17 protein-coding genes are annotated in these 20,823 nt (G+C 64.8%); 14 read left to right on the top strand and 3 right to left on the bottom strand.

What is annotated here, in order from left to right; translation table 11 throughout:
• Positions 1 to 55 precede the first annotated feature (55 nt).
• From ABEA12_RS13935 to ABEA12_RS13915, 5 genes are all read left to right on the top strand, one after another.
• Positions 56 to 682: a copper resistance CopC family protein gene (locus tag ABEA12_RS13935; protein WP_210099854.1), complete on the top strand. Its 627-nt coding sequence runs from the start codon at positions 56 to 58 to the stop codon at positions 680 to 682.
• A gap of 213 nt (positions 683 to 895) precedes the next feature.
• Positions 896 to 1,468, top strand: a complete 573-nt coding sequence (locus ABEA12_RS13930) for a copper chaperone PCu(A)C (RefSeq protein WP_210099855.1) — start codon at positions 896 to 898, stop codon at positions 1,466 to 1,468.
• A gap of 4 nt (positions 1,469 to 1,472) precedes the next feature.
• Positions 1,473 to 2,714 carry a Dyp-type peroxidase gene (locus ABEA12_RS13925; RefSeq protein ID WP_210099856.1) on the top strand — a complete coding sequence of 414 codons (1,242 nt, stop codon included), beginning with the start codon at positions 1,473 to 1,475 and terminating at the stop codon, positions 2,712 to 2,714.
• A 107-nt stretch (positions 2,715 to 2,821) separates the two neighbouring features.
• Entirely contained in the window at positions 2,822 to 4,951 is a 2,130-nt protein-coding gene (locus tag ABEA12_RS13920; protein WP_345468666.1) for a bifunctional copper resistance protein CopD/cytochrome c oxidase assembly protein, read from the top strand.
• Complete coding sequence (locus ABEA12_RS13915) at positions 4,941 to 5,720, top strand: hypothetical protein (protein WP_210099857.1); 780 nt, start codon at positions 4,941 to 4,943, stop codon at positions 5,718 to 5,720. Before ABEA12_RS13920 ends, ABEA12_RS13915 begins: the two co-directional genes overlap by 11 nt.
• Before the next feature lie 79 nt (positions 5,721 to 5,799).
• Here ABEA12_RS13915 and ABEA12_RS13910 read toward each other — a convergent pair whose 3' ends face one another.
• Together ABEA12_RS13910 and ABEA12_RS13905 are read right to left on the bottom strand one after the other, a co-directional pair.
• Positions 5,800 to 6,240 (bottom strand): VOC family protein, encoded by a 441-nt coding sequence (locus ABEA12_RS13910; RefSeq protein ID WP_345468664.1) that lies wholly within the window; start codon positions 6,238 to 6,240, stop codon positions 5,800 to 5,802.
• Between the two features lie 103 nt (positions 6,241 to 6,343).
• On the bottom strand, positions 6,344 to 6,961 hold the full coding sequence (locus ABEA12_RS13905; RefSeq protein WP_210099858.1) for an MBL fold metallo-hydrolase: 618 nt from the start codon (positions 6,959 to 6,961) through the stop codon (positions 6,344 to 6,346).
• Positions 6,962 to 7,321: 360 nt separating this feature from the next.
• On the opposite strand from ABEA12_RS13905, the gene ABEA12_RS13900 reads away from it, so the two are divergent.
• The 9 genes from ABEA12_RS13900 (at position 7,322) to ABEA12_RS13860 (ending at position 19,358) form a co-directional block, all read left to right on the top strand.
• Positions 7,322 to 7,681 (top strand): putative quinol monooxygenase, encoded by a 360-nt coding sequence (locus ABEA12_RS13900; RefSeq protein WP_345468661.1) that lies wholly within the window; start codon positions 7,322 to 7,324, stop codon positions 7,679 to 7,681.
• A 421-nt stretch (positions 7,682 to 8,102) separates the two neighbouring features.
• Complete coding sequence (locus ABEA12_RS13895; RefSeq protein WP_210099859.1) at positions 8,103 to 9,440, top strand: S8 family peptidase; 1,338 nt, start codon at positions 8,103 to 8,105, stop codon at positions 9,438 to 9,440.
• On the top strand, positions 9,437 to 10,018 hold the full coding sequence (locus ABEA12_RS13890) for an RNA polymerase sigma factor (protein ID WP_210099860.1): 582 nt from the start codon (positions 9,437 to 9,439) through the stop codon (positions 10,016 to 10,018). The genes ABEA12_RS13895 and ABEA12_RS13890 overlap by 4 nt, the downstream gene beginning before the upstream one ends.
• Positions 10,015 to 10,488, top strand: coding sequence for a hypothetical protein (locus ABEA12_RS13885; protein WP_210099861.1), 474 nt, complete (start codon positions 10,015 to 10,017; stop codon positions 10,486 to 10,488). The genes ABEA12_RS13890 and ABEA12_RS13885 overlap by 4 nt, the downstream gene beginning before the upstream one ends.
• Before the next feature lies 1 nt (position 10,489).
• Positions 10,490 to 12,976: a CHAT domain-containing protein gene (locus ABEA12_RS13880; protein WP_210099862.1), complete on the top strand. Its 2,487-nt coding sequence runs from the start codon at positions 10,490 to 10,492 to the stop codon at positions 12,974 to 12,976.
• 103 nt (positions 12,977 to 13,079) lie between these two features.
• Complete coding sequence (locus ABEA12_RS13875) at positions 13,080 to 15,179, top strand: S8 family serine peptidase (protein ID WP_210099863.1); 2,100 nt, start codon at positions 13,080 to 13,082, stop codon at positions 15,177 to 15,179.
• 248 nt (positions 15,180 to 15,427) lie between these two features.
• Positions 15,428 to 17,383 (top strand): NHL domain-containing thioredoxin family protein, encoded by a 1,956-nt coding sequence (locus tag ABEA12_RS13870; protein WP_210099864.1) that lies wholly within the window; start codon positions 15,428 to 15,430, stop codon positions 17,381 to 17,383.
• Between the two features lie 224 nt (positions 17,384 to 17,607).
• A complete protein-coding gene (locus ABEA12_RS13865; RefSeq protein WP_210099865.1) occupies positions 17,608 to 18,087 on the top strand; it encodes a MarR family winged helix-turn-helix transcriptional regulator in 480 nt (159 codons plus the stop codon).
• A complete protein-coding gene (locus ABEA12_RS13860; protein ID WP_425571785.1) occupies positions 18,084 to 19,358 on the top strand; it encodes an MFS transporter in 1,275 nt (424 codons plus the stop codon). The genes ABEA12_RS13865 and ABEA12_RS13860 overlap by 4 nt, the downstream gene beginning before the upstream one ends.
• A gap of 31 nt (positions 19,359 to 19,389) precedes the next feature.
• Here the strand turns inward: ABEA12_RS13860 and ABEA12_RS13855 are convergent, their stop codons facing one another.
• Positions 19,390 to 20,385, bottom strand: coding sequence for a hypothetical protein (locus ABEA12_RS13855; protein WP_210099866.1), 996 nt, complete (start codon positions 20,383 to 20,385; stop codon positions 19,390 to 19,392).
• Positions 20,386 to 20,823: the final 438 nt, after the last annotated feature.

The following is a 20,823-nucleotide window of genomic DNA, read 5'->3' as shown; positions in this document are numbered from 1 at the left end:
CACACCACGATCCGTGATGCACCAGCACTGCGGAGAACAAGGACCAAAGACACCCATGACTGATTCAATCAAAGCCCCAAGCGCCACCACCCGCATCGGCGTCCTCTTCGCAGCAGTCTTGCTGTGCCTGATGAGCTTCTTCGGAGCATCCAGCGCACAGGCCCATGACGAGCTGATCTCATCCATTCCCGCCACAGGCGAAGTGCTCGACAGCGCACCGAAAACCTTAGTACTCACCTTCAGCGGCGACATCAAGAAGATCGGCACGATCCTCCAACTCAAGAACTCCGAGGGATCGGAGATCGGCACTTCATTCGAGATCAATCGCCGCGAAGTGGTTGTCACCCCCGATGAGACCTTGGGCAACGGCAAGTACACGCTAGTGTCTCGGGTCGTCTCCTCCGACGGCCACCCGATCGACAAGAAGATCGACTTCGAGATCAAGGCGCCCGCCACCGAGGCCAGTTCGACCCCGGCTGCATCCGGCGCACCAGAAACCAGTGCAGCAGCCACAGCACCGGCAATGATGGCCGCACCGAGCACGGAACCGAGTGCAGAGGCCGACGACAGCAGCAAGACCGTGGCCGGAATGCCTGCCGGCTTGGTGTGGACGATCATCGGCGTTGCCGGGATTGGCATCATCGTGCTTGTCCTGCTCAAGGTCCGCCGCCAAACCAAGTAGCTGGCTACAGCGCCCTCCTTGGCTCGTTTGGTGCAGCAAGATCCAGCACCCTGTGTTCCGCCCTGAACCGACACCCAAGGTGCGCGTTCCCAACACCACGTATCGGCACTGCTTTCCTCCCACGAGGCAACGATGCCCAGCGGACGCCGCACGCGGCGCCATCGGGCCTACCCCGGTGCGCCCGCTCCCAGACAAGATTTTGGAGTATTTTCCATGAGCATGAAAATTCGTTCCTTCCGATTCGCCACCCCTCTCATCTCCGCAGGCTTTGCCACGGCGCTGCTCAGCGGCTGCGCAGCCGCGAACACCGCGGAACCGGCCTCCACCGGTCAAGACGCGGCCACGCAGGCATCGTCGGTACAGATCTCCGAAGCCTGGATCAAGGCAGCCCATGACGGGATGACCGGTGGTTTTGCAATCCTCGAAAACACCAGCGACAAGGACATCGACCTGGTCAAGGTCGATACCGGTCTTGCCAGAAGCGTTGAGCTTCATGAAATGGCGGGAAGCGGTACCGCGATGTCCATGAAGGAACTCGATGGCCCGTTGAACATCCCGGCGCATGCGACCGTAGAACTTGCTCCCGGCGGCAACCACGTGATGCTGATGGGCCTGAAGCAAGAACTGAAGGTCGGCGAGAGCCCGAAGCTTGTCCTCACCTTCGGCGATGAGAGCACCAGCCAGGTCCCTTTTGAGATCAAGAGCTACACCGGGGCCAAGGAATCCTACGATCCCGGGGTGGGGGACCCTGAAGAAATGGGCCACTCTGAGCGCTCGGATGACTAGGGCCATGACGGAAACCAACCCAGGAACCCCGCAGGAAAATACACCGGATTCGGGGCCGAGCCGGCGGGGCTTGCTGTTTGGAGGGGCTGGCGCTGCCGTGGGTGCGGCAGCGGGCTTTGCCGCGGCCAGCATTCCGGGCAATGCTAAGGCCGTTGAGCCGCAAGGCCTTCTGTACGGGGGGCACACCGTGGCGTTCCATGGTCGACGCCAACCCGGCATCATCACCGATGCGCCGGCTTTTGTCTCCTTCCTTGGCCTGGACTTGGAGATGGATTCCGCCGACGGGAAAGCGGCCCAACGCGATCTCATGCGACGGATCCTGGGCATCATCAGCAAGGATGCGGCCCGGCTGATGGCAGGGCGCGGCATCCTTGCCGATACGGATCCTGAGATGGCAGAAAACCCTGCGCGCCTGACCCTGACGGTGGGGCTGGGCCCCGGAGCCGTGCGCATCATCAACAAGTCCTTGGTGCCAGCTTGGCTCAAGGAACTGCCGGCCTTTCCCATCGACAAACTTGAGGAGGCCTGGGGGCAAAGCGACGTGGTGGTGCAATTCTGCGGGGATGACAAGATCTCGCTTCTGCATGCGCGCCGGTCGATCCAGAAGGACCTGCGGACCCTGGCCAAAACCGTTTGGATACAGGACGGGTTTCGCCACTCCCGCGGCTCCATGGCCGAGGGCGCGACTATGCGCAATCTCTTCGGCCAGCTCGACGGCAGCGGGAACCCGCGCGATGCGATGGCCGAGCGTGCAGTCTGGGGCGGTGAAAACCTCGAGCCCTGGGTAGAGGGAGGTACCTCGCTGGTGTTGCGGCGTATCGAGATGGACCTTGATACGTGGGATTCTGTGGATCGACCGGCCCGGGACTTTTCCATGGGCCGGCGCCAGGACAACGGGGCCCCGTTGACCGGCCACCACGAGTTCGATACCCCCGACCTGCGGGTGCGTGATGATTCGGGGTTCCCGATGATCTCAGCGGATTCACACGTGGCCCGTGGGCAGGCGCGCGAGGCCGATGAGCACATCCTGCGCCGAGGTTACAACTACCTGGAGGGGGAGAAAGCCGGATTGCTCTTCGCTTCCTACCAATGCGACGTGCAACGCCAGTTCCTGCCGATCCAGGAACGAATGGCCGAACGGGACATGCTCAATGAGTGGACAACACCGGTGGGTTCGGCCGTTTATGCGATCCTGCCGGGGTGTGCGCGCGGCTCCTTCCTGGGCCAGGAGTTGTTCGCCGCCTAGCCGCGGTCGATGGCAAGCGTGGTGTCGAGGTGGCGTGTGCCACCCCGGCACCCCGCGGCCGGGGTATTGGTGGGAGAATGAATGGGCGAGGAAGCTGAAAGGACATTGTGAACAAGTCACGCACTACGCTGGAGCAGGCCCCACGGGACCGAGCCACGACACCCACACGGCGGCTGTGGCCCCTGTTGACACTTCCCGCGTTGGTGGTTGGGGTGCTGGTCTTGGTTGCCGCCAGCTACTTCGCCGGAACCGCGCAGGCCAGCGAGCTGGGGGACTCCGGAGCACTGGTCCGTTGGGCCCTGCCCTTGTCCAAGGCGCTGCACCACTCCTCCATGGCGATCACCATCGCAGCACTGGTTTTCGCCTCAACGATCCTGCCGCGGTCCACCAAGCCCAAGCGCCCGGGCCCGGGGGAGCACAACACCGACGGCGGGGCCGTGCACCCGGCCTTCGCCCGCGTGATGAACCTCGCTGCTGCCTCGGGCATGGTCTGGACGGTATCGGCGGCCGCTGTTCTGATCTTCAACTTCTGGGATCTGGCGGGCATCCCCATAAGCTCCGATCCCAGCTACACCTCCGCCATGCTCGACTACGTGCTGAACATTTCCGTGGGACGGGCCTGGGCATGGATGATCGTGATTGCCGCGATCGTCTCCTCGCTGGCGCTCGGGGTGCGCTCCTCCACATGGGTGGGTGCCACCACGCTATTTTCCTTCGTCGGGATCCTGCCGCTTTCCCTGATCGGCCACGCGGCCGGCGGGGACGACCACTGGGGCGCAGTCAACTCGATCATGCTGCACCTGGCCGGAGTGAGCCTTTGGTTCGGCGGAATCGTGGTCCTTGCCGCACTTGCCCCGCTGCTGGCATCCAAGGCCCCGGGGCGCTACCCGGGTACCCGGCCGATCCTGGCCGGCACCGTGCTGCGCCGCTTCTCCGCGCTGGCGACGATCTCCATCGTGCTGGTCGCAGGCTCGGGCATCGTGAACGCCACGATCCGCATCACCGACCTTGACCAGTGGTTCACCCGTTACGGGTTTTTGGTGATGGCCAAGATCGCGGCCACCCTGGCGCTGGGTGCGCTGGGCCTGATCCACCGCCAACGGGTGATCCCCGCGCTGGAGGCCGGCAAGATCGCGGCCACGCGTGCCGCCTGGAAGGTTGTCGGCGCCGAGGTGATCATCATGGCAGCGGTGATGGCCCTTGCCACGGTGCTGGCCCGCACTGCCCCACCGACCCCCGATGCCCCACCCGTCGAGCCCACCCCGGCGCGATTGCTCACCGGGTATGAACTGCCGCCCCCGCTCACCAGCGCCAGCTGGGCAGAGGTCTGGCGTTTTGACTGGTTGTGGATTGCGATCGTTGTTTTCCTGGCCATCGCCTACCTCTGGGCCGTCATCAAGGTCCGCAAGCGCGGGGACAAATGGCCAATCCTGCTGACCATCTCCTGGATGGTGGGCCTGGCAGCACTGTTCTACTTCACCTCCGGTGCCATGGCCGTCTACGGAAAGATCCTGTTTTCCGTACACATGGTCGACCACATGGCCCTGACAATGGTGGCTCCCTTGTTCCTGGTCATCGGTTCGCCTGTCACCCTGGCGCTGAAGGCGCTGACCTCGCGCGCAGACGGAACCCGCGGGCCGCGTGAATGGATCCTGGTGCTTGTCCACTCGAAGTACTCGGCCGTGATCACCCACCCGTTGTTCGCCGCTGCCAACTTCGCCGGGTCCATCATCATTTTCTATGGCACCGACGCCTTCGGCTTCGCCTTGCGCCAGCACATGGGCCACGAATTGATGAACGTGCACTTCCTGATCACCGGCTACCTCTTTGCCTTGAGCATGATCGGAACGGACCCGGTCCCGAAGCGCGCCCCGTACCCGTTCCGCCTGGTGATCCTGCTGGCCACCATGAGCTTCCACGCCTTCTACGGCGTATCGATCATGAGCTCCACCTCGCTGATCCAGGCCGACTGGTTCGGCAACATGGGCCGTACCTGGGGCGAGACCGCGTTGGAGGACCAACGCCTGGGCGCAGGGGCTATGTGGGGCATCGGGGAGATACCGACGCTGCTGATTGCCCTCGGGGTAATGGTCTCCTGGAATCGGGACGACACCAAGGAATCCAAGCGCAAGGATCGTCAGGCGGATCGCGACAACGACGCCGAACTACACGCCTACAACGATATGTTCGCCCAAATGAAAAAGCAGGACGAGGAGATTTCGCGCCATGGCCGCTAAGACCACAAAGGGCGGGCTTCGAACCTTCGCCCTCGCCATGGCCATGGGGCTGTTGCTCGCAGGTTGCTCCAGCGACCCGCAAGGGGTCGAACTTCCCGAAGGACACGCACCGCTGAGCACCAATGCCACCGAGACCGCACCGGCACCGGCTTCGGCGGAAGCGGCAGAGCTGAATGTCTCCGAGCTTTCAGTGGCCTCGGGGATCTCCATGGCCGCACGGTTGGGCTTCGAGAAGGCCCGGGTGATCTCCGGGGCGGAGCTCAGCGACCTGAAGAAGGCGCCCGAAGACACCTTGGGCGGGATCACCGTGCTGCCCACCCAATGCGCCGAGACCATTGAATCGCTAAATTGGTCACCGGTACAGATGGGCGGTGAGGGGGCCCGGACCGATTTCCTGGCGGACAAGGTCGCTGCCACCGGCTCGGTAGAGGTGGCCAAGATCACCGACAACTCCTCCCTGGATGCCCACTATGCAACGGTGCTGGCCATGCTCACCGAATGCAAGAAGGTCACCATGCACCAAGAAGCCGATACGGTTCCCTTCACCACGGCAAAGCCCAAGCTCAAGTCCGATGAAGCCGACTCTGCAATCATGTGGACCAGGGGCGCCAAGGGCCAGCAGATGCGCCAACAGGCACTTGTGTTGATCAAGGCCAAGGGCGACCACGTGGCAATGGTTTCATTTATCGCCGGAGATGGCCTTGACTCCCCGGAATTCGCCGAAATGGCGGCGCAGATCCTCAACGCGGCCTTGGCCCAGACAGGCTAAACCTGCGATGGGATGACCATCGCGGCCCTGCGGGGCGCCTGGCCGGGTTGGGAGCCGCCGGGTGGGACGATCGGGGATTTCATCGGCCCCGACCAGCCATCTGTTGGATCGCCCATCCGTTTCCGTCGGGGTCCGAAAGGAAGATCATTCCGACGTTGTCGAGGGGATGTGCGTCCGGGTCCGGGTTTTCGCCAAGGACCTGCACCCCGCTGGTTTCGATGCCGCGTTCGGTGAGCAACCGGTGCGCCCGTTCAATGTCGGGCACCACCAGTTGCAGGCCTTTCACCGAGCCGGGTGGCATTTCGACGACCACGCCGCCGGTTCCGAAAACGTTTGAACACCACGACCCCGGGGGAGTGAGTTGGATGACTCGCCGGCCCTCGCCCAGGTCGTAGTCGTTGTCAACGCGGAACCCAAGCCTGTCCCTGTAGAACGCCTTTGACCGATCGAGATCGGATACCGGGACCACCACCACCTCAAGGGTCCAGTTCATTTCGACGTCTCTTTCGGTCTCTTCCATGCCGCGAACGTACCAACCGGTCGGGGCCGGGGCAAGAGGAACATCGCTGCGGCAATTGAACATCGGCAGGGAATCCGCCGGTTCGCAAACCGGTCGGTTCCGCTCAGCCCCGCATGAGCAGCTCGTCGAGTGCATCCCAAGGCCGGTCGATCTCAGGACCGTGCGCGAAGAGCATCCTCGCGCCACGCAGTTCAAGTAGCAGACGAAGCGATCTCTCGGTTTGCGCACGGTCCGAGGTGAACCGTGCCGGAGCCCTGACCAGTTTTCCGTCAATGACGCCGAGGTAATCCCCGACGAGCAGTATCGAACGATCCTCGTCGTACAGGCTCATGTGTCCGGGGGTGTGCCCCGGAGTGGCAAACGCCCTGAGGCTTCCGATGATCGCGCCATCGGTGAGCGGCTGCGCGCCGTCGATCATTTCAAGGGGACTCGCGCGCACAACAGCGCTCGGAGCCGATGACCGGGCGTGGTGAAGTCCCCCGATATGGTCTAGGTGTCCGTGGGTGAGGACAATCTGGCGTACGTCGGACCAATCGGCACCGCCGCCCTTGAGCGCCGCGTCAATCGAACTTCCGCTTGGGTCCATGCCGGTATCGACCAGGACGAGCCCCGCGCCGTAGGCAACGAGGTAAGCACGGATGTCCAACGCCACGGGGAAGGGCCCGAGCGCACCCGCAGGAAGGTGCTCCTCCATCCGTATACCGAGGATGTGTTCCAACAAGGGGCAAGCGTAGCTCGTGCCTCCCGCTCTCGAAAGACTGCCGCAGTGCCAGTGCAAAGGATGGCACAATGTCCTTCGCATCGGCATCCTTGGGGCGTGAGAAGAATGCCCAGAGGCACGGAACGACGATTCGCCATCCCCGAAGATCCTTCCGGAGCGGACTACGTGCTTCCACCCGATGACGTGGGCATGCGGGGAGCCCGCGTGTCCGGGCGCCGGCTGCGATGCCGGGTTTCCTGTGGTTTGGCCGACGGCTTATCGCCGGGCAGGTAGCTGCCGTGCTGTGGGTGGTTCCGGTATGTTGATACCACCAGCGGAACTATCCGGGGTCCTCGGACGCCGGCCAACATCGATGGAGGGATGAAATCTATGAGTGGACTTCTCGGCATTGCGCACTTCAAATTTCATGAGGGCAAGATTGAGGAGTTCAAGCGCTTGTCAGGCAAGTGCAGGCAGATCGTGCAGAAACATGATACCGGCACCCTGCGATACGACATCTTTATCAACGCGGAGCAATCCGAGGCCATCGTCGTCGAGGAGTACGTCGATGCCCAGGCCTTGATGGATCACTCCACGCACATCGGCGATGAGCTCTCGGCCGCCATCATGGCCACAGCCTCGGTCCACGGCGAACTCCTCGGGGAGCTCAGCGACGAGTTCCGCGCACAACTGAAGGGCAGTCCCGTCCAGCCGTTCGCACCATTTCTCTGCTTGGACTAGGCAGCGGACAAATTCGGACCAACCTGCATGGGACATTTCAACCGCCGCAAGCGCTGGTGCCCGGTCCCGAAACGGTTGCTCGCCAGCGCCCGTGAAGTGGTGCCGAAGCGGTGCCTGGTTCAGTGACCGCAGGCTCCTATGATGCGCCCTCGCCCAAGGGATCGGCCTTCACTGGAGCCAAGGGCACGGATCACGGGTAGGCTCCTAGCCAAGTGGAACGGGGCCGGGCGCTCTTTTTGACCGCGGATGTATCACCGTCGAGCCACGCCCCTCCTAAGACTCAGGTACAACTTCTGAGAGGACCGCCATGATGGAGCAAAGGAACGTCGCCAGCAATCCGTTCCCGTAGATCGACCTGCAGGTCGCAGCGGCCTGGAACCTGAGGGCCGTGGTTCCGCCGGGCGGCGGGGCGACCTCCTACGTGGCTGATTCCCTCCTGCTCTCTGCTTGGCCGGGCGAGATCCCCGGCCGCCTCGAATCAATCAACAAGGTGGCTGGGGAGCTGGGAATGAAAGTTGAGGCCCAACCGCTGGGCATCGTACTTGAGTGGGAAAGGTCCAAGGTCAAACTCCCGCCGCCGGCCAGCAGGCTCGTCCTGCACGGCGACGTGGAAGAAGTCGACGCGTGGCGGTTGCTCGGTCGGCTGGCCAAGACCGGAGCCGACGCCGGGGTCGCTTTGGACCACGCGATGGTTGCCACCCCGTACTACGCGGGAGTTCCCTACTATGCGGGCGTCGGGGGAGTCCCGGCAACCAGCTACGGTTCACCCGGCATGGGAGGGCGCTCGCCGGTATCCGTGGTGCTGCCTGACCCCGCCGCGGGCATCAGGGACGCCGGGCGCACGCCGGTCGTCGTGGTTCCGGACACCGGGCTTCAAGAGCACCCATGGTTCCAGGACCCCGCCACCGCAACATCCGAGGTCTACCTCGAGGGACAACTGCTCGGCCGTTATGGGACGGTGGGTGGTTCGGCAACCCCGGAGCCGGTGCGCAACCCGCTGGACGGCACGCTGCTGCCCTTCGCCGGACACGGAACCTTCATCGCCGGAATCATCCGCCAACGCTGCCCCGAGGCCCGCATCCTGGGCATTCCGGTGATGGCCGATGACGGTGTGGTCTCCGAATCGTGCCTGATCGCGACGCTCCAGTCACTGCTCACCCTCCAACACGAAGCGGTTGCCACCGGGGATGCCACCAACCTGATCGACGTGCTCAGCCTGTCCCTTGGCTACTACCACGAGGCACCGGGCGACCACCTTGCCGATGCCCCGCTGCGCCTGATGCTCGAAGGTTTCGGGCGACTCGGGGTCATGGTCGTCGCCTCGGCAGGCAACCACTCCACCACCGCTCCAATGTACCCGGCAGGGTTTGCCGATGGACCGGCCGATCCCGCGTTGCTGCCCCTGGCCGGGGTGGGTGCGCTGAACCCGGACGGAACCGTCGCGTACTTCTCCAATGCCGGACCGTGGGTGAGTTGCCACCGCCCCGGTGCCGCACTAGTCTCCACGATGCCCACGCACCTGCGCGGGGATCGACAGATGATCGCTGCCCTGCAGGACTCCGGGATGGCACGCGCCACGCTGGACCCCGATGACTACTCCGGGGGCTTCGGCATCTGGAGCGGCACCTCCTTTGCCGGGCCGGTCCTTGCCGCGGAGCTGGCACGTTCGGTGGCCGGATCCACCGCCGCGGGGCTTGCCGAACGCCTTGAGACCGGCTGGAAGGCGCTGGAGAACACGCTGGGATGGGAACGGCCATGACACAGGGCACTGGTCTTGTCGACGAGGCCGCGGCATTGTTCCAGGAGTTCCGTGAGGGCCGGCGCGGGAAGATCGAACCACTGGTGAGGCTGTTGAACCCCACCCTGTGGCATCTGGCCCGGGCCTGCAGGCTCGAGCGCACCGATGCCGAAGACGTTGTCCAGACAGCGTGGCTGCGCCTGGTCGATGCGGCCGACGGGATCCGGGACCCGCAGACGGTGCTCGCCTGGTTGGGCACCACGGTGCGCCGTGAGGCATGGCGCGTGGCTCGCGAGCGTGGGCGCAGCACGCCCTGGGAACCACCGGCACTTGAAAACATGCCGCAGGATCCGCGCCCCGGTCCGGCCGATGCCCTGCTTCGCAACGAATCCCAGCGCGCGCTCTGGAGCCACGTTTCAAGCCTGACCCCGCGATGCCAGGCGATCTTGCGCGTCATCAGCCGCGGGGGGCCGCCGGACTACGCTTCGCTATCGGCAGCGCTGGGCATCCCGGTTGGTTCAATCGGCCCCACCCGAGGCCGTTGCCTGGCTGCGCTGCGGATCTCACTCGCCGCCGACCCCACTTGGAGCACACCATGAACAACTCGCACGAGCAGCCTCCGGACGAGCTCGACGCCGATCTGCTGGAGGGTATCGCCGAAATCTACGATGCCATCGATCCGCCGCCATCCTCATTGGACGGGGAAGTTCTTTTCGCGCTGTCCCACGCCGCACTCGACGCGGAGCTGGCGACCCTGTTGGAAGCTCAGATGCCGGCACTGCGTTCCACCGACGCCAGTCCCACCGATTCGATCACCTTCACCAGCTCGGCTCTGCAACTGATGGTCCGCACTGCCCCGGACGAGGACGGCGGGCTGCGCGTGGACGGATGGGTCACCGGCGGCGGACTCCAAGTCGCCCTCTACGCGGGCAGCATCGCGCATTGGGCCACCTCGGATGCGCACGGCCGCCTGCTCTGGCGAGCGATCCCGCATGGCCGGATACGGTTCCTGCTCCAACCTGCCGACCCGCAGGCCAAAGCTGTCCTGACGCCGGTGATCGAGTTCTGAGATGCCATCAGCTGACCACCTCGACGCCGCAGCCAATGCATACCGCCAGGCACGGATGGCCATCGCGGCTTACCGGCTCACCGAGGCACGCCAACGGCTCGACGAAGCCCGGTGGCAGCTGGGACGGGCGCCGGAGGCGGACGGGTTCGAACTTGGCCTGCGTATCAGCCTCACCGGGTCCTGGCTGACCTTTGATGATCGAGGGCTTTCGGCGGCGCATGAAGAGATCGAGACGGTGCTCTCCAAAGCGGTCGCGGCGGGACGCGAAGATATCCGGGCGCTCGCCCATCTCCAGGCCGGAGTGCTTGAGGCTCGTGCGGGAAACTTCGAGGACGCGCTGGGGCAGCTGCGGTCCGCCGCCCGATTCTCCTCGGCGCTGACGCGCGAAGACCGGGTCCGGTTGCTGCTGAACAAGGGAACGATCGGGTCGCGGACCGGTGCGCTGGCGGAAGCCGCCGAGGACCTGGGCTCAGCGGCCGAGCTGGGGCGCGAGACCCCCGCGTACAGGTTCATGGCGCTGCACAACCTCGGCTTTGTCCAATACCTGCGCGGAGATCTGCCCGGCGCCTTGGGTGCCATGGCGGAGGCGGACGCGCTGGAGATTGATGTGGACCGCTCGGTCGCCCGGCATGACAGGGCCCGCGTGCTGTTGGAGGCAGGCCTCATCGAGGAGGCCGCCGAGCTCTTCGAGATGGCAGCTCACGGCCTGCGCCTGGCCGGCCTGGCCGAGGAATGGGCCGAGGCCCGGCTTGACCAAGCCCGATGCGCCGCACTGGCCGGGCGTATCCAAGACGCTGTCCGCCTCGCCGAGGAGGTCATTCACGATGCCGCGGTGCGCGGGGAAGACACCCGAGCCCAAGAAGCCCGTACCGTCAGGCTCGAGGCACTGCTCCTGGGCCCCGGCGATCCCGCAGCAGGGCTCGCCGCCCAAGCCGCGGACCTCGCCGCCGACGCCCGTGCAGCTGAGCGGCCATGGCTTGCTGACCGGGCCTCCGCCCTGGAACTCATCGCCGCTGCCCGCAGTCCAAATGCAGTCCCGGACCCGCAGGTTGCCAGCTGCCTGCGGCGGATGCGATCCTCTCCGTACCTGGCCACCAGGGTATTGGCCATCTTGGCCCAGCTTTCAACGGCTACCGACCCGTCAAGCCGAGGCCGGCTGCTTCGTGCGGCGGCCGCTGACACTGCCGCAGTGAGGGCAGGCATGGCCAGCCTGGATCTGCGTACCGCCGTCGCCATCCATCTGGCCCCCGTCGTGCGGGTCGACCTGGAACGAGCAGCGCAAGGTGGTGGCTGGGAAGCCTTGCTGGCGACCGAACGCTGGAGGGCGGCGCTGGGCGCGGTGCCCTCGGTCGTCCCGGCGACCGACGCGTCGGTCGCCGCGTTGTTCTCCGACCTTCGACGCCACCACGAGGAGCTGCGCACCGCGGACCCCGTCCGCGCCGTGGAGCTGCGCACGATCCTCGGCGGTGTCGAAAGGGCGCTGCGCGAACTCCACTGGGGGCACCGGGCACGCCAGGAGGTGGGTAAGCCAGGGCGGCTGACCCGCGCGTCACTTGGAACGGCAAGCGTGCTGAGCTACTTCTGGTCCAAGGACACGCTGCACTTGGTGCACGTGGAACCGGGCTCACCGGCAAGATTGCTGCGGCTCGGGAAACGTGCGGAGATCTCCTTAGCGGTGGAGCAAACCATCGCCGATGCCTCCGCGGCCGGCCATGCACCTCCCGGTGCCCTCGTGGCGGCGGTGCTCTCCTCCCTTCATGCATCGCTGGAATCTCTCGATGGGTTGCTCCTGCCCCGCGAGCTCGGTGCAGGAGCACTGGTCATCGTCCCGAGCGGCGAACTGGCCCGGCTGCCTTGGGGCATGCTGCCGAGGTTGCAGGAACGCGCCGTGACCCTCAGCCGTTCAGTAGGCACCTTCACCACCGGAGCCGTCCGTCTGGCTGGGGCGCCGCGGGTGGCAGTGGTCGCCGGTCCCGGACTCGCCCAGGCCGCGGCGGAGTGCGCCGCGGTGGCCGGCAGCTGGGTCGATGCCCACACGATCGAAGCTGAACCCGTTGCCGTCAAGGCGGCACTGGCTTCCTGTGATGTCGTACACATCGCGGCCCACGGGCAGCACCGGGAGGACAGCCCGTTGTTCTCCTCGCTGTGGCTGCACGGCGGAAAGCTATTCGCCCACGAGCTGGAACATGTGGGGATCCGCGCCTCGCTGGTGGTGCTCTCCGCATGTGGTGCCGGCCGAGGCCGGTTGCGTCCCGGGGATGAGGCGCTGGGCCTGACCTCAAGCCTGCTTGCGATGGGGGTGCGCGCCGTCGTGGCACCGCTGACGGACGTTCCCGATGCCTTGGCTGCAAGGACCATGGGCCGGCTGCACAGTAGGCTCGCCGAGGGCCAAGACGGCGCCGAAGCCCTTGCCGCGGCATCCGACGGGCTGCTGGAGCGAAGCTTCGCCTGGTTCGGTTCCAGCTGGCGGGCAGGGACGAAGGACTGATCCGATGGTTTCGGCCCGCCATGTATCACCGGCGGCACCGGATGCTCCTAGGGTGTGTGACGCAAAGGGGCGTTGCACGAAATATCCTTAGAGGAGCAGTCCCATGTCCGAGAACATCCAGGCCCCGGCCTACTACTACGCCGACGGCGAGCGGGTCCCGCTTGCAGCATCGAGGCATTTCATTGCCGTGAGAGCGACTCCCGAGGAAGCCGAATCCATGGTTTCCCGCTCCGCCGCGGCATCCGCGGACCCGCAGCGACCTTTGCAGGTGCTCAGGATCGAAGACAAGGATCTCGTGGTCTTCCGCGTCGAGGACGCCGCGGCCGCCTCTGCGTCGGCTGCCGGGATGCGCGCTGTGGCAGGGGAAGCCGCCGGTCCGGATATCTATGAACCGGCCCAGGACGGCGCGAATGCGCCGACGGCACTGATCGACCAGGGCGAAATCATCATCAAGTTCAAACCCGGAACCGATGTCGCCGCGCGTTTGCTCAAGAAGCACCGCCTGGAGGTTCTCCAGGAGGACTACCCGGAACCGGGCGCGAGCGTGGTGCGCACAGCGGGCGGGAAGGACCCAGCGGTGGCCATCGCCAACGAACTGCACGAGGCGGCCGGCGTCGAGTACGCGGTCCCGAACTTCGTGCGGCTGGAACCGCGGCTCTCCGCCCCCGCTGAGGAGCTCGACGAGCTTGAGGAACTGGTCGCACCCGATTCCTCCGAGGCCGTAGGTCCCACGTACACCCCCAACGACCCGCTGCTCGTGGCGCAATGGGGAATCGCAAGGATCCGCTGCCCCGAGGCATGGGACATCTCCCGCGGCAGCTCGGCGATCTCGGTGGCAGTCATTGACGAGGGAGGCAACGCGCATGAGGACTACGTCCTTGCGCCGGGCTTCGACGCCCGATTCAACGACTCGAACCCGACCCCTAAGCCGGCCGACGGCCACGGGGTGGCCTGCGCCGGGATCGTTGCGGCGACCGCAAACAACGGCCGGGGTGTTGCCGGGGTCGCACCGTTGAGCAAGATCCGGCACATCCGCATCGCCTACGGTATCGGTGGGGGCTACTGGTCAACCACCGATGCCGTCATTGCAGCCGGAGTGCGCAAGGCGGTGGACCTCGGCGCCGATGTCCTGTCCAATTCCTGGGGCACCGGGGCCAGTACCGTGGTGTCCACCGCTTTCCGCTACGCCCAAAGCCACGGGCGCGGCGGACTCGGAACCCCGATCGCCGCAGCCACGGGCAACGACGACTGGCGCGGCGTCGGCTACCCCGCCCGGCTTTCGTCCTCGATTCCGGGGTTTCTCGCCGTGGGGGCGTCCAACCAGTGGGACCAGCGCAAGAGCAAGACAAGTCTCGACGGTGAAAACTGGTGGGGATCGAACTACGGCCCGCAGGTCGACGTCGTGGCCCCGGGGGTCAAGATCCCGACCACCGACATCATGGGCTCCGGCGGCTATAGCAGTGGCAACTACGTGAACAACTTCAATGGAACCTCCTCGGCGACCCCGCACGTAGCGGGCCTGATGGCACTGATCCTGGCAGTTGATCCCGCGCTGCGTTCCTGGGAGGTTGAAGACATCATCAAGCTCACCGCGCGGGAACTTGGCTCCGCTGGCCGCGATGAGCACTTCGGGTTCGGGCGGATCGATGCCCGTGCCGCCCTCGAGGCCGCCTCGAGGATCTTCTCCTCGATCCAGGTCGCCCCGGTCTTCCTGGGTTCCGGGCGGGACACCTACATCCGCGCCAATATCCGGATCTACAACCCGGGGATCAACACGGTGCGGCTGAATTCGCTGACGTTCCGCTCACACGCACCCAACGGCGCGGTGCTCGAGGAGTTCACCTTCGCCGGGAACCCCGGCCCGGTGATGACCGCACGCAGCGGGAACGATGTCCGGTTTACCAACGTCTTGCTGCGGGCCAACGGGAACAGGTCCCGCTGGTCCACCAAATGGTCCGCCAGCTGGGGATACACCTACTGGCGTCCGGGGGCACCGCTGCATCCGCTCGGAGCCATGGAGCCGGTCGGCGAGACGATGGAAGAGGCACAGGGAATCAACGAGACGGTGCAGACGGTCGAAGGCTCGGACTCGGGATACGAATCCGCACCAGTGGCCATGCCGGCGCAGGCACCGGATACCACGGCGGGGGACACCGTCTTTGTCGAGAGGGAGAGCAAGACGATCACGATCCTCGTGCGCTGAGGCGGCAACACCAAGGAAGGGACCGCGCACACATTCTTGGGGGATGTGTGCGCGGTCCCTGCCTTCGTGCCCGGACCGCGGCGAGGATTGGCCTACAGCGGAACCTCAACGGCATCCCAGGGGGCGAAACCGGCAGGCAGCCCAGAGGTCCTGTTCGTCGCATCCGGTCACGATGTCCGCTGCGGGAGACAAAGGCGGGATAATCGAATCAAGCACCGCGTCAGCCGACAAGCTCAAGGAGTACTCCCATGACAGCAACCCCAAACACCGGAACCGAATCCGTACGCACCTCATACAAGGTCCGTGCCTCCGAACTGGTTGGCCGCAACTGGCTCAACACCGGCGGGAAGCAGCTAAGCCTTGAGGACTTCCGCGGCAAAATCACGATCCTCGATTTTTGGACGTTCTGCTGCATCAACTGTCTGCACGTGATCGATGAGCTGCGCCCGCTCGAGGCCAAGTACTCCGAGGTATTGGTCACCGTTGGAGTGCACTCCCCGAAGTTCGAATACGAGGCAGACCCCGCCGCACTGGCCGCAGCAGTGGAACGCTACGAAATCGCACACCCGGTACTCGATGACCCCGAACTTGTCACCTGGCAAGCCTATGCGGCTCGCGCTTGGCCCACCCTGGTGGTTGTCGACCCGTTGGGTTACATCGTGGCACACCTCTCCGGAGAGGGCCACGCCGCAGGACTTGAATCGCTCATCGAGGAACTCATCGCCGAGCATGATGCCAAGGGCACCTTGCACCGCGGCACGGGTCCCTATGTGGCGCCGCCGGCACGCGAAGGGGACCTGCGCTTCCCGGGCAAGGCCGTGGCGCTGGAAAACGGCAACTTCCTCGTCGGCGATTCCGGTCACCACCGCATCGTGGAGCTGGGCAACGACCTGGCATCCGTGGTGCGCACCTTTGGCTCCGGGACCAAGGGCTTTGCCGATGGAGAAGCGGACACCGCGGCGTTCAACGAACCACAGGGCCTTGCCCTGGTGCCCGCCGAGCTGGCACAGAGCCTGGGCTACCACGTGGTCATCGCCGATACCGTGAACCACCGCTTGCGCTCGCTGAACCTGGACACCGGTGTGGTCGGCACGCTGGCCGGCAACGGCGTCCAGCGACTGCTCGATTCCGAGCAGGCACGCGCTGCGGTTGACGAGAACGATGAGGAAACCTGGATCAGCGCACTGGGCAACGAGCCGCTGAACACCTCGCTGTCCTCGCCCTGGGACGTCTTGTGGAGCCCCAAGTCCCAGGCGATCATCATCGCCATGGCCGGCACCCACCAGATCTTCTCCTACGATCCGGTTTCCTTAGCCCTTGCGGTGTTTGCCGGCACCGGTCTGGAGGGCCTGACCGACGGAGTCGCCTCGGAGAGCTGGTTCGCCCAGCCCTCCGGGCTGGCGCTGGATTCGACGAAGAACATCTGGGTCGCCGACTCGGAGACCTCCGCGCTGCGCCGGCTGGTGCTTGGCGAAGACGGGGCCGTGGAGCAGGTGGAGTCCGCGATCGGTGCCGGGCTCTTTGACTTCGGCTTCCGTGACGGAGACGCCGACCAGGCCCGTCTGCAACACCCGCTGGGAGTTGCGGCGCTGCCGGACGGTTCGATTGCCGTTGCCGACACCTACAACGGTGCGGTCCGCCGCTACGATCCGGCCACCGCCACCGTTTCCACCCTGGCGCGTGGATTGAACGAGCCCTCCGACGTCCAGCTCGATGCCTCGGTGGATGGGGAGCCGGTGCTGTTGGTGGTGGAAACCAACAACCACCACCTCGTGCGACTGCCGCTTCCGGCAGAGGCGTTGGTCGTTGACGAGGGCGCGTCCCAAACCCAGCGCCCCAAGACCAAGGTCACGGCCGGGGAACACGCACTGACGGTGCGCTTCAGTGCACCCAAGGGCCAGAAGCTCGATGACCGTTGGGGGGATCCGACCCAACTGAAGATATCTTCCTCCCCGGAGGAATTGCTGCTCTCCGGCGCGGGGACCTCGACAGGGTTGTCCCGGACCCTGGAGCTGAACCCGGAAATCCCCGAGGGTGTCCTGCACATCACCGCCCGGGCAGCGGCCTGTGACGGCGAGCCCGGAGGCGAGATCCCGATGCACGCCGCCTGCCACCTCTACCAGCAGGACTGGGGTATTCCGGTGCTGCTGGATCCTGCCGGTGAGAGTGAATTGGTCCTGGACCTGCGCGGCCTGGACAACTAGCGACGCCGTATCCAATGGCCGGTACGTTCCGCACGAAGGCGGAGCGTACCGGCCATTGCGTGTTCAGCGACCGAGGTCGGTTTTACGAGGCAGGGTGAGGCGCATCATGGCGGGAATCTTACGATACGAGTATCGTTAGCAATGCTAAGAAACTAAAGAGGTCGAAAACGAGGTCGCCGGATGGCCGGCGCAATGAAGGAGAATCCGGGCTTCGCCCGGATCAAATGAACGTAACCGAGAATGCCCCGAATCCCATACGAATAGCCACCACCCGCGTCTGCAATGCGACGAACACCGGGGACCTGGCCGCCGAACTACGCGTGGCCGTGATGAAGACTTCGCGTCGCCTGCGCCTGGAGTCCAGCTCCGAGACACTGACTCCCGCCCAGTACTCCGTCCTAGCTGGTTTGCGCCATGAGCAACGAACCTTGGGCGAACTGGCCACCCGCGAACAGGTCACCGCCCCGTCCATGACCCGAATCGTGAAATCCTTGCTGGAAGCTGGGTTCATCACGCGCACCGTCAGCGAGTCCGATGCCCGTCAGGTGTTGATCGCGCTGACCCCCGAAGGGATGGATGCCTTCCAAGGTGCCAGGAACCAACGGACCGCTTGGCTGGCCGTCGGCCTCGAAGCGCTCGATCCCAAGGACCGCGCAACCCTGGCTCGGGCAGCAGCGCTGCTGCAGGAAATGAGCGCCAAATGAGCAAGATGTTTAGTGCGCTAAAGGTCCCGAACTACAGGCTCTGGACGGCCGGAGCCTTGGTCTCCAACATCGGGACCTGGATGCAGCGTGTTGCCCAGGACTGGCTGGTGCTCACGATCCTGACCAACCACGACGGAACGGCCACCGGCATCACCACCGGCCTGCAATTCGTTCCCATCCTGTTCCTTGGCCCGTTTGCCGGTGTGCTCGCGGACCGCATGAACAAGCGCAAGTTGCTCTTGATCACCCAATCGGCCATGGGAATCTTTGCCACGATCCTTGGGGTGCTGGTGGTCACGGGCACCGCCGAACTCTGGCACGTGTACCTGCTGGCCTTGGGCCTGGGCGTGGCAAGCGCATTCGATGCCCCTGCACGCCAGGCGTTCGTCGCCGAACTGGTCCCGGCCACTGAACTGCCCAACGCCGTCGCGCTGAACAGCGCCTCGTTCAACCTGGCACGCCTGGCCGGTCCCGGCGTCGCCGGGTTGCTGATCGCGTGGTTAGGCACCGGACCTGCTTTCCTGATCAACGCAGTCAGCTTCGGGGCGGTGCTCTTCTCACTGGCCAAGATGCGCGAAGAGCAGTTCCAGCCGACCACGTTGGTGGCCCGCGAGAAGGGACAGATCCGCGAGGGTATTGCCTACGTGCGCAAACGTCCGGACCTTTTGCTGATCTTTGCCCTGGCCTTCGTCGTTGCAACCTTCGGGCTGAACTTCCAGCTGACCAACGCCATGATGTCCACGGACGTCTTCCATGTGGGCGCCGGGGAATTCGGCCTGCTCGGAACCATCATGGCCGTCGGTACCCTCGGCGGTGCGTTGCTGGCGGCCCGGCGCGGAGTCCCAAGGATGCGCTACCTGCTCGGTGGTGCGGTCGGGTTTGGCGCGACGGCTTTGATCGCCAGTTTCATGCCGACATTCTTCTGGTATGCGGTGATGATGGTGCCCGTGGGATTGGCCTCGTTGACGTTCTTGAACAGTGCGAACACCATGATCCAGCTTTCCGTCGATCCGGCCTACCGCGGCCGCGTGATGGCGCTCTACGTTGTGATCGTCCAGGGAGGCACTCCGTTTGGCGCCCCGTTGGTGGGATGGCTGGGCACCGAGTTCGGTGCTCGGTGGTCGGTCGGCAGCGGCGCCCTGATTTCCCTGATCGCCGGGCTCATTGCGGTGATCGTGGTGTTGCGCAAGAACCGTGGGCCCCGGGAACCGGGCAACGGTTTCTTTGCCAGGCACAAGCCACGTATCTTGATTCCGGCTTCCAGCAGGTAGGTTCCCGCGGTGTAAAAGGCCTCCGGCGCGTCTATTCGCCGGAGGCCGGGGTGACCCGGACCTTGGTGGTGCTGACCTTGAGCCCGGCAGTGAAGCCGAAGTCTGAATCCACCGTCTGCTCGGTGTAACGTCCGGTGCGCAGGTCTTGTTCGGTGACCTCGAGGTGGGCCTTGACCGTCAAGGGACGCAAGGCCCAGGACCCGTCGAAGGCAACGATCTCGGCCGAGGGGTAGTCGGCGATGCTCCAGTGGATAGAATCCGAGCGCACCCGTGCTGTCGTGGAATAGCTCATCGGGCAACCTGCGGGCATCAGGACGTGCTGCTTGGCGCAGTCGTCGAGGTAGGCTGCGATCTGTTTGTTGACTTCGTTTTTCAGTTTCTTCGTCGGCTGCGTTCGCAGTTTCACCGCGGTGGGCTTCGTGGAGTAACCGGTGACAGCCAGTCCCCGGGAATCTGCACTGAAATGCGGGGTTGTGAAACCGGTGTCGATCACCGCCGGGACAAATACCGGAACTGTCGTCTTTCCCTTGGAGAGCGGTGCCGGCTGTGAATTCACCACCACTTCATTGGTGGTGTTCGCCGAGATGGCCACGGTGGGCAAGGTGACGGGGACGAACGACCAGTCATCAAAGAACACCCAGTGGCGACCGGTTCGCTGTAGCTTGTAGCTGGTCTGCTGCTCGACCCCGTGGATCGAATACGAGGCCATGAGGGTAACGAAGTCCTCGGAACCAGTGACCTTTTCCGGCTTGCCGATCGTGAAGTCCTTGATATCCGCGCTGGCGGCCTTCAAGCCTTCTCCGTCCAGGAGCAGGGCGTTGCCCTTGGGCACTTTGGCGTTGAGAAGTCCAAGGGCTGCCGCACCCTCGCCCTTGATGAGGTGCGATTGGAGCTGCTCGACTTTTTGGGCAGGCCCGAAGACCCGGTGGTTCGTCAGGGTGATGACGACAAATGCAATTACTGCCAGCACAACAATGGCCGCCGCCCAGATGGCGGCGACCCTTGTGGGTGATAAACGTTCGCTCATTGAATCCAAGGTTACCGGGAAAATTGCTTCGCCTGCGCCGACCTTCCCTAGCGGCGTCGTCGGCGCATCGTTCCGAACATGCCCCGCAGCATTTCCGCACCGAACATGTTGGCGCCTGCATGGACATGTCAAGCAACGGTTTATCGGGATTCGACCTTGTCGGACGGGGGCCGGATTTGCGTTTGAGGGCTTCGTTTGTGGCAACCGGCGGATCGGGCATGGTTCAGTCCGTTGCCCCGGTTTTCGGGGACGAGGGCGGGATTGAGGAAGGCAGGGCGAGTATTGACTCCTCGATCCGGCATGCCTCGGCATCGATGTCCGCCTGGGATTGCCCAGGTCCGGGCAAGCGGGCTGTCACCGAGCCGCCTTTGGACAGCGGTGCGGGCTTCCCCGCCACTGCCAGCACTGGCCAGCGGACGGTGAGCCTTGCGTCCCCAT

The organism is Paeniglutamicibacter antarcticus (assembly GCF_039544305.1).
Lineage (GTDB): Bacteria > Actinomycetota > Actinomycetes > Actinomycetales > Micrococcaceae > Paeniglutamicibacter > Paeniglutamicibacter antarcticus_C.
Note: the sequence above shows the minus strand (reverse complement) of the source record. Positions and strands in the feature narration are given on the sequence as shown.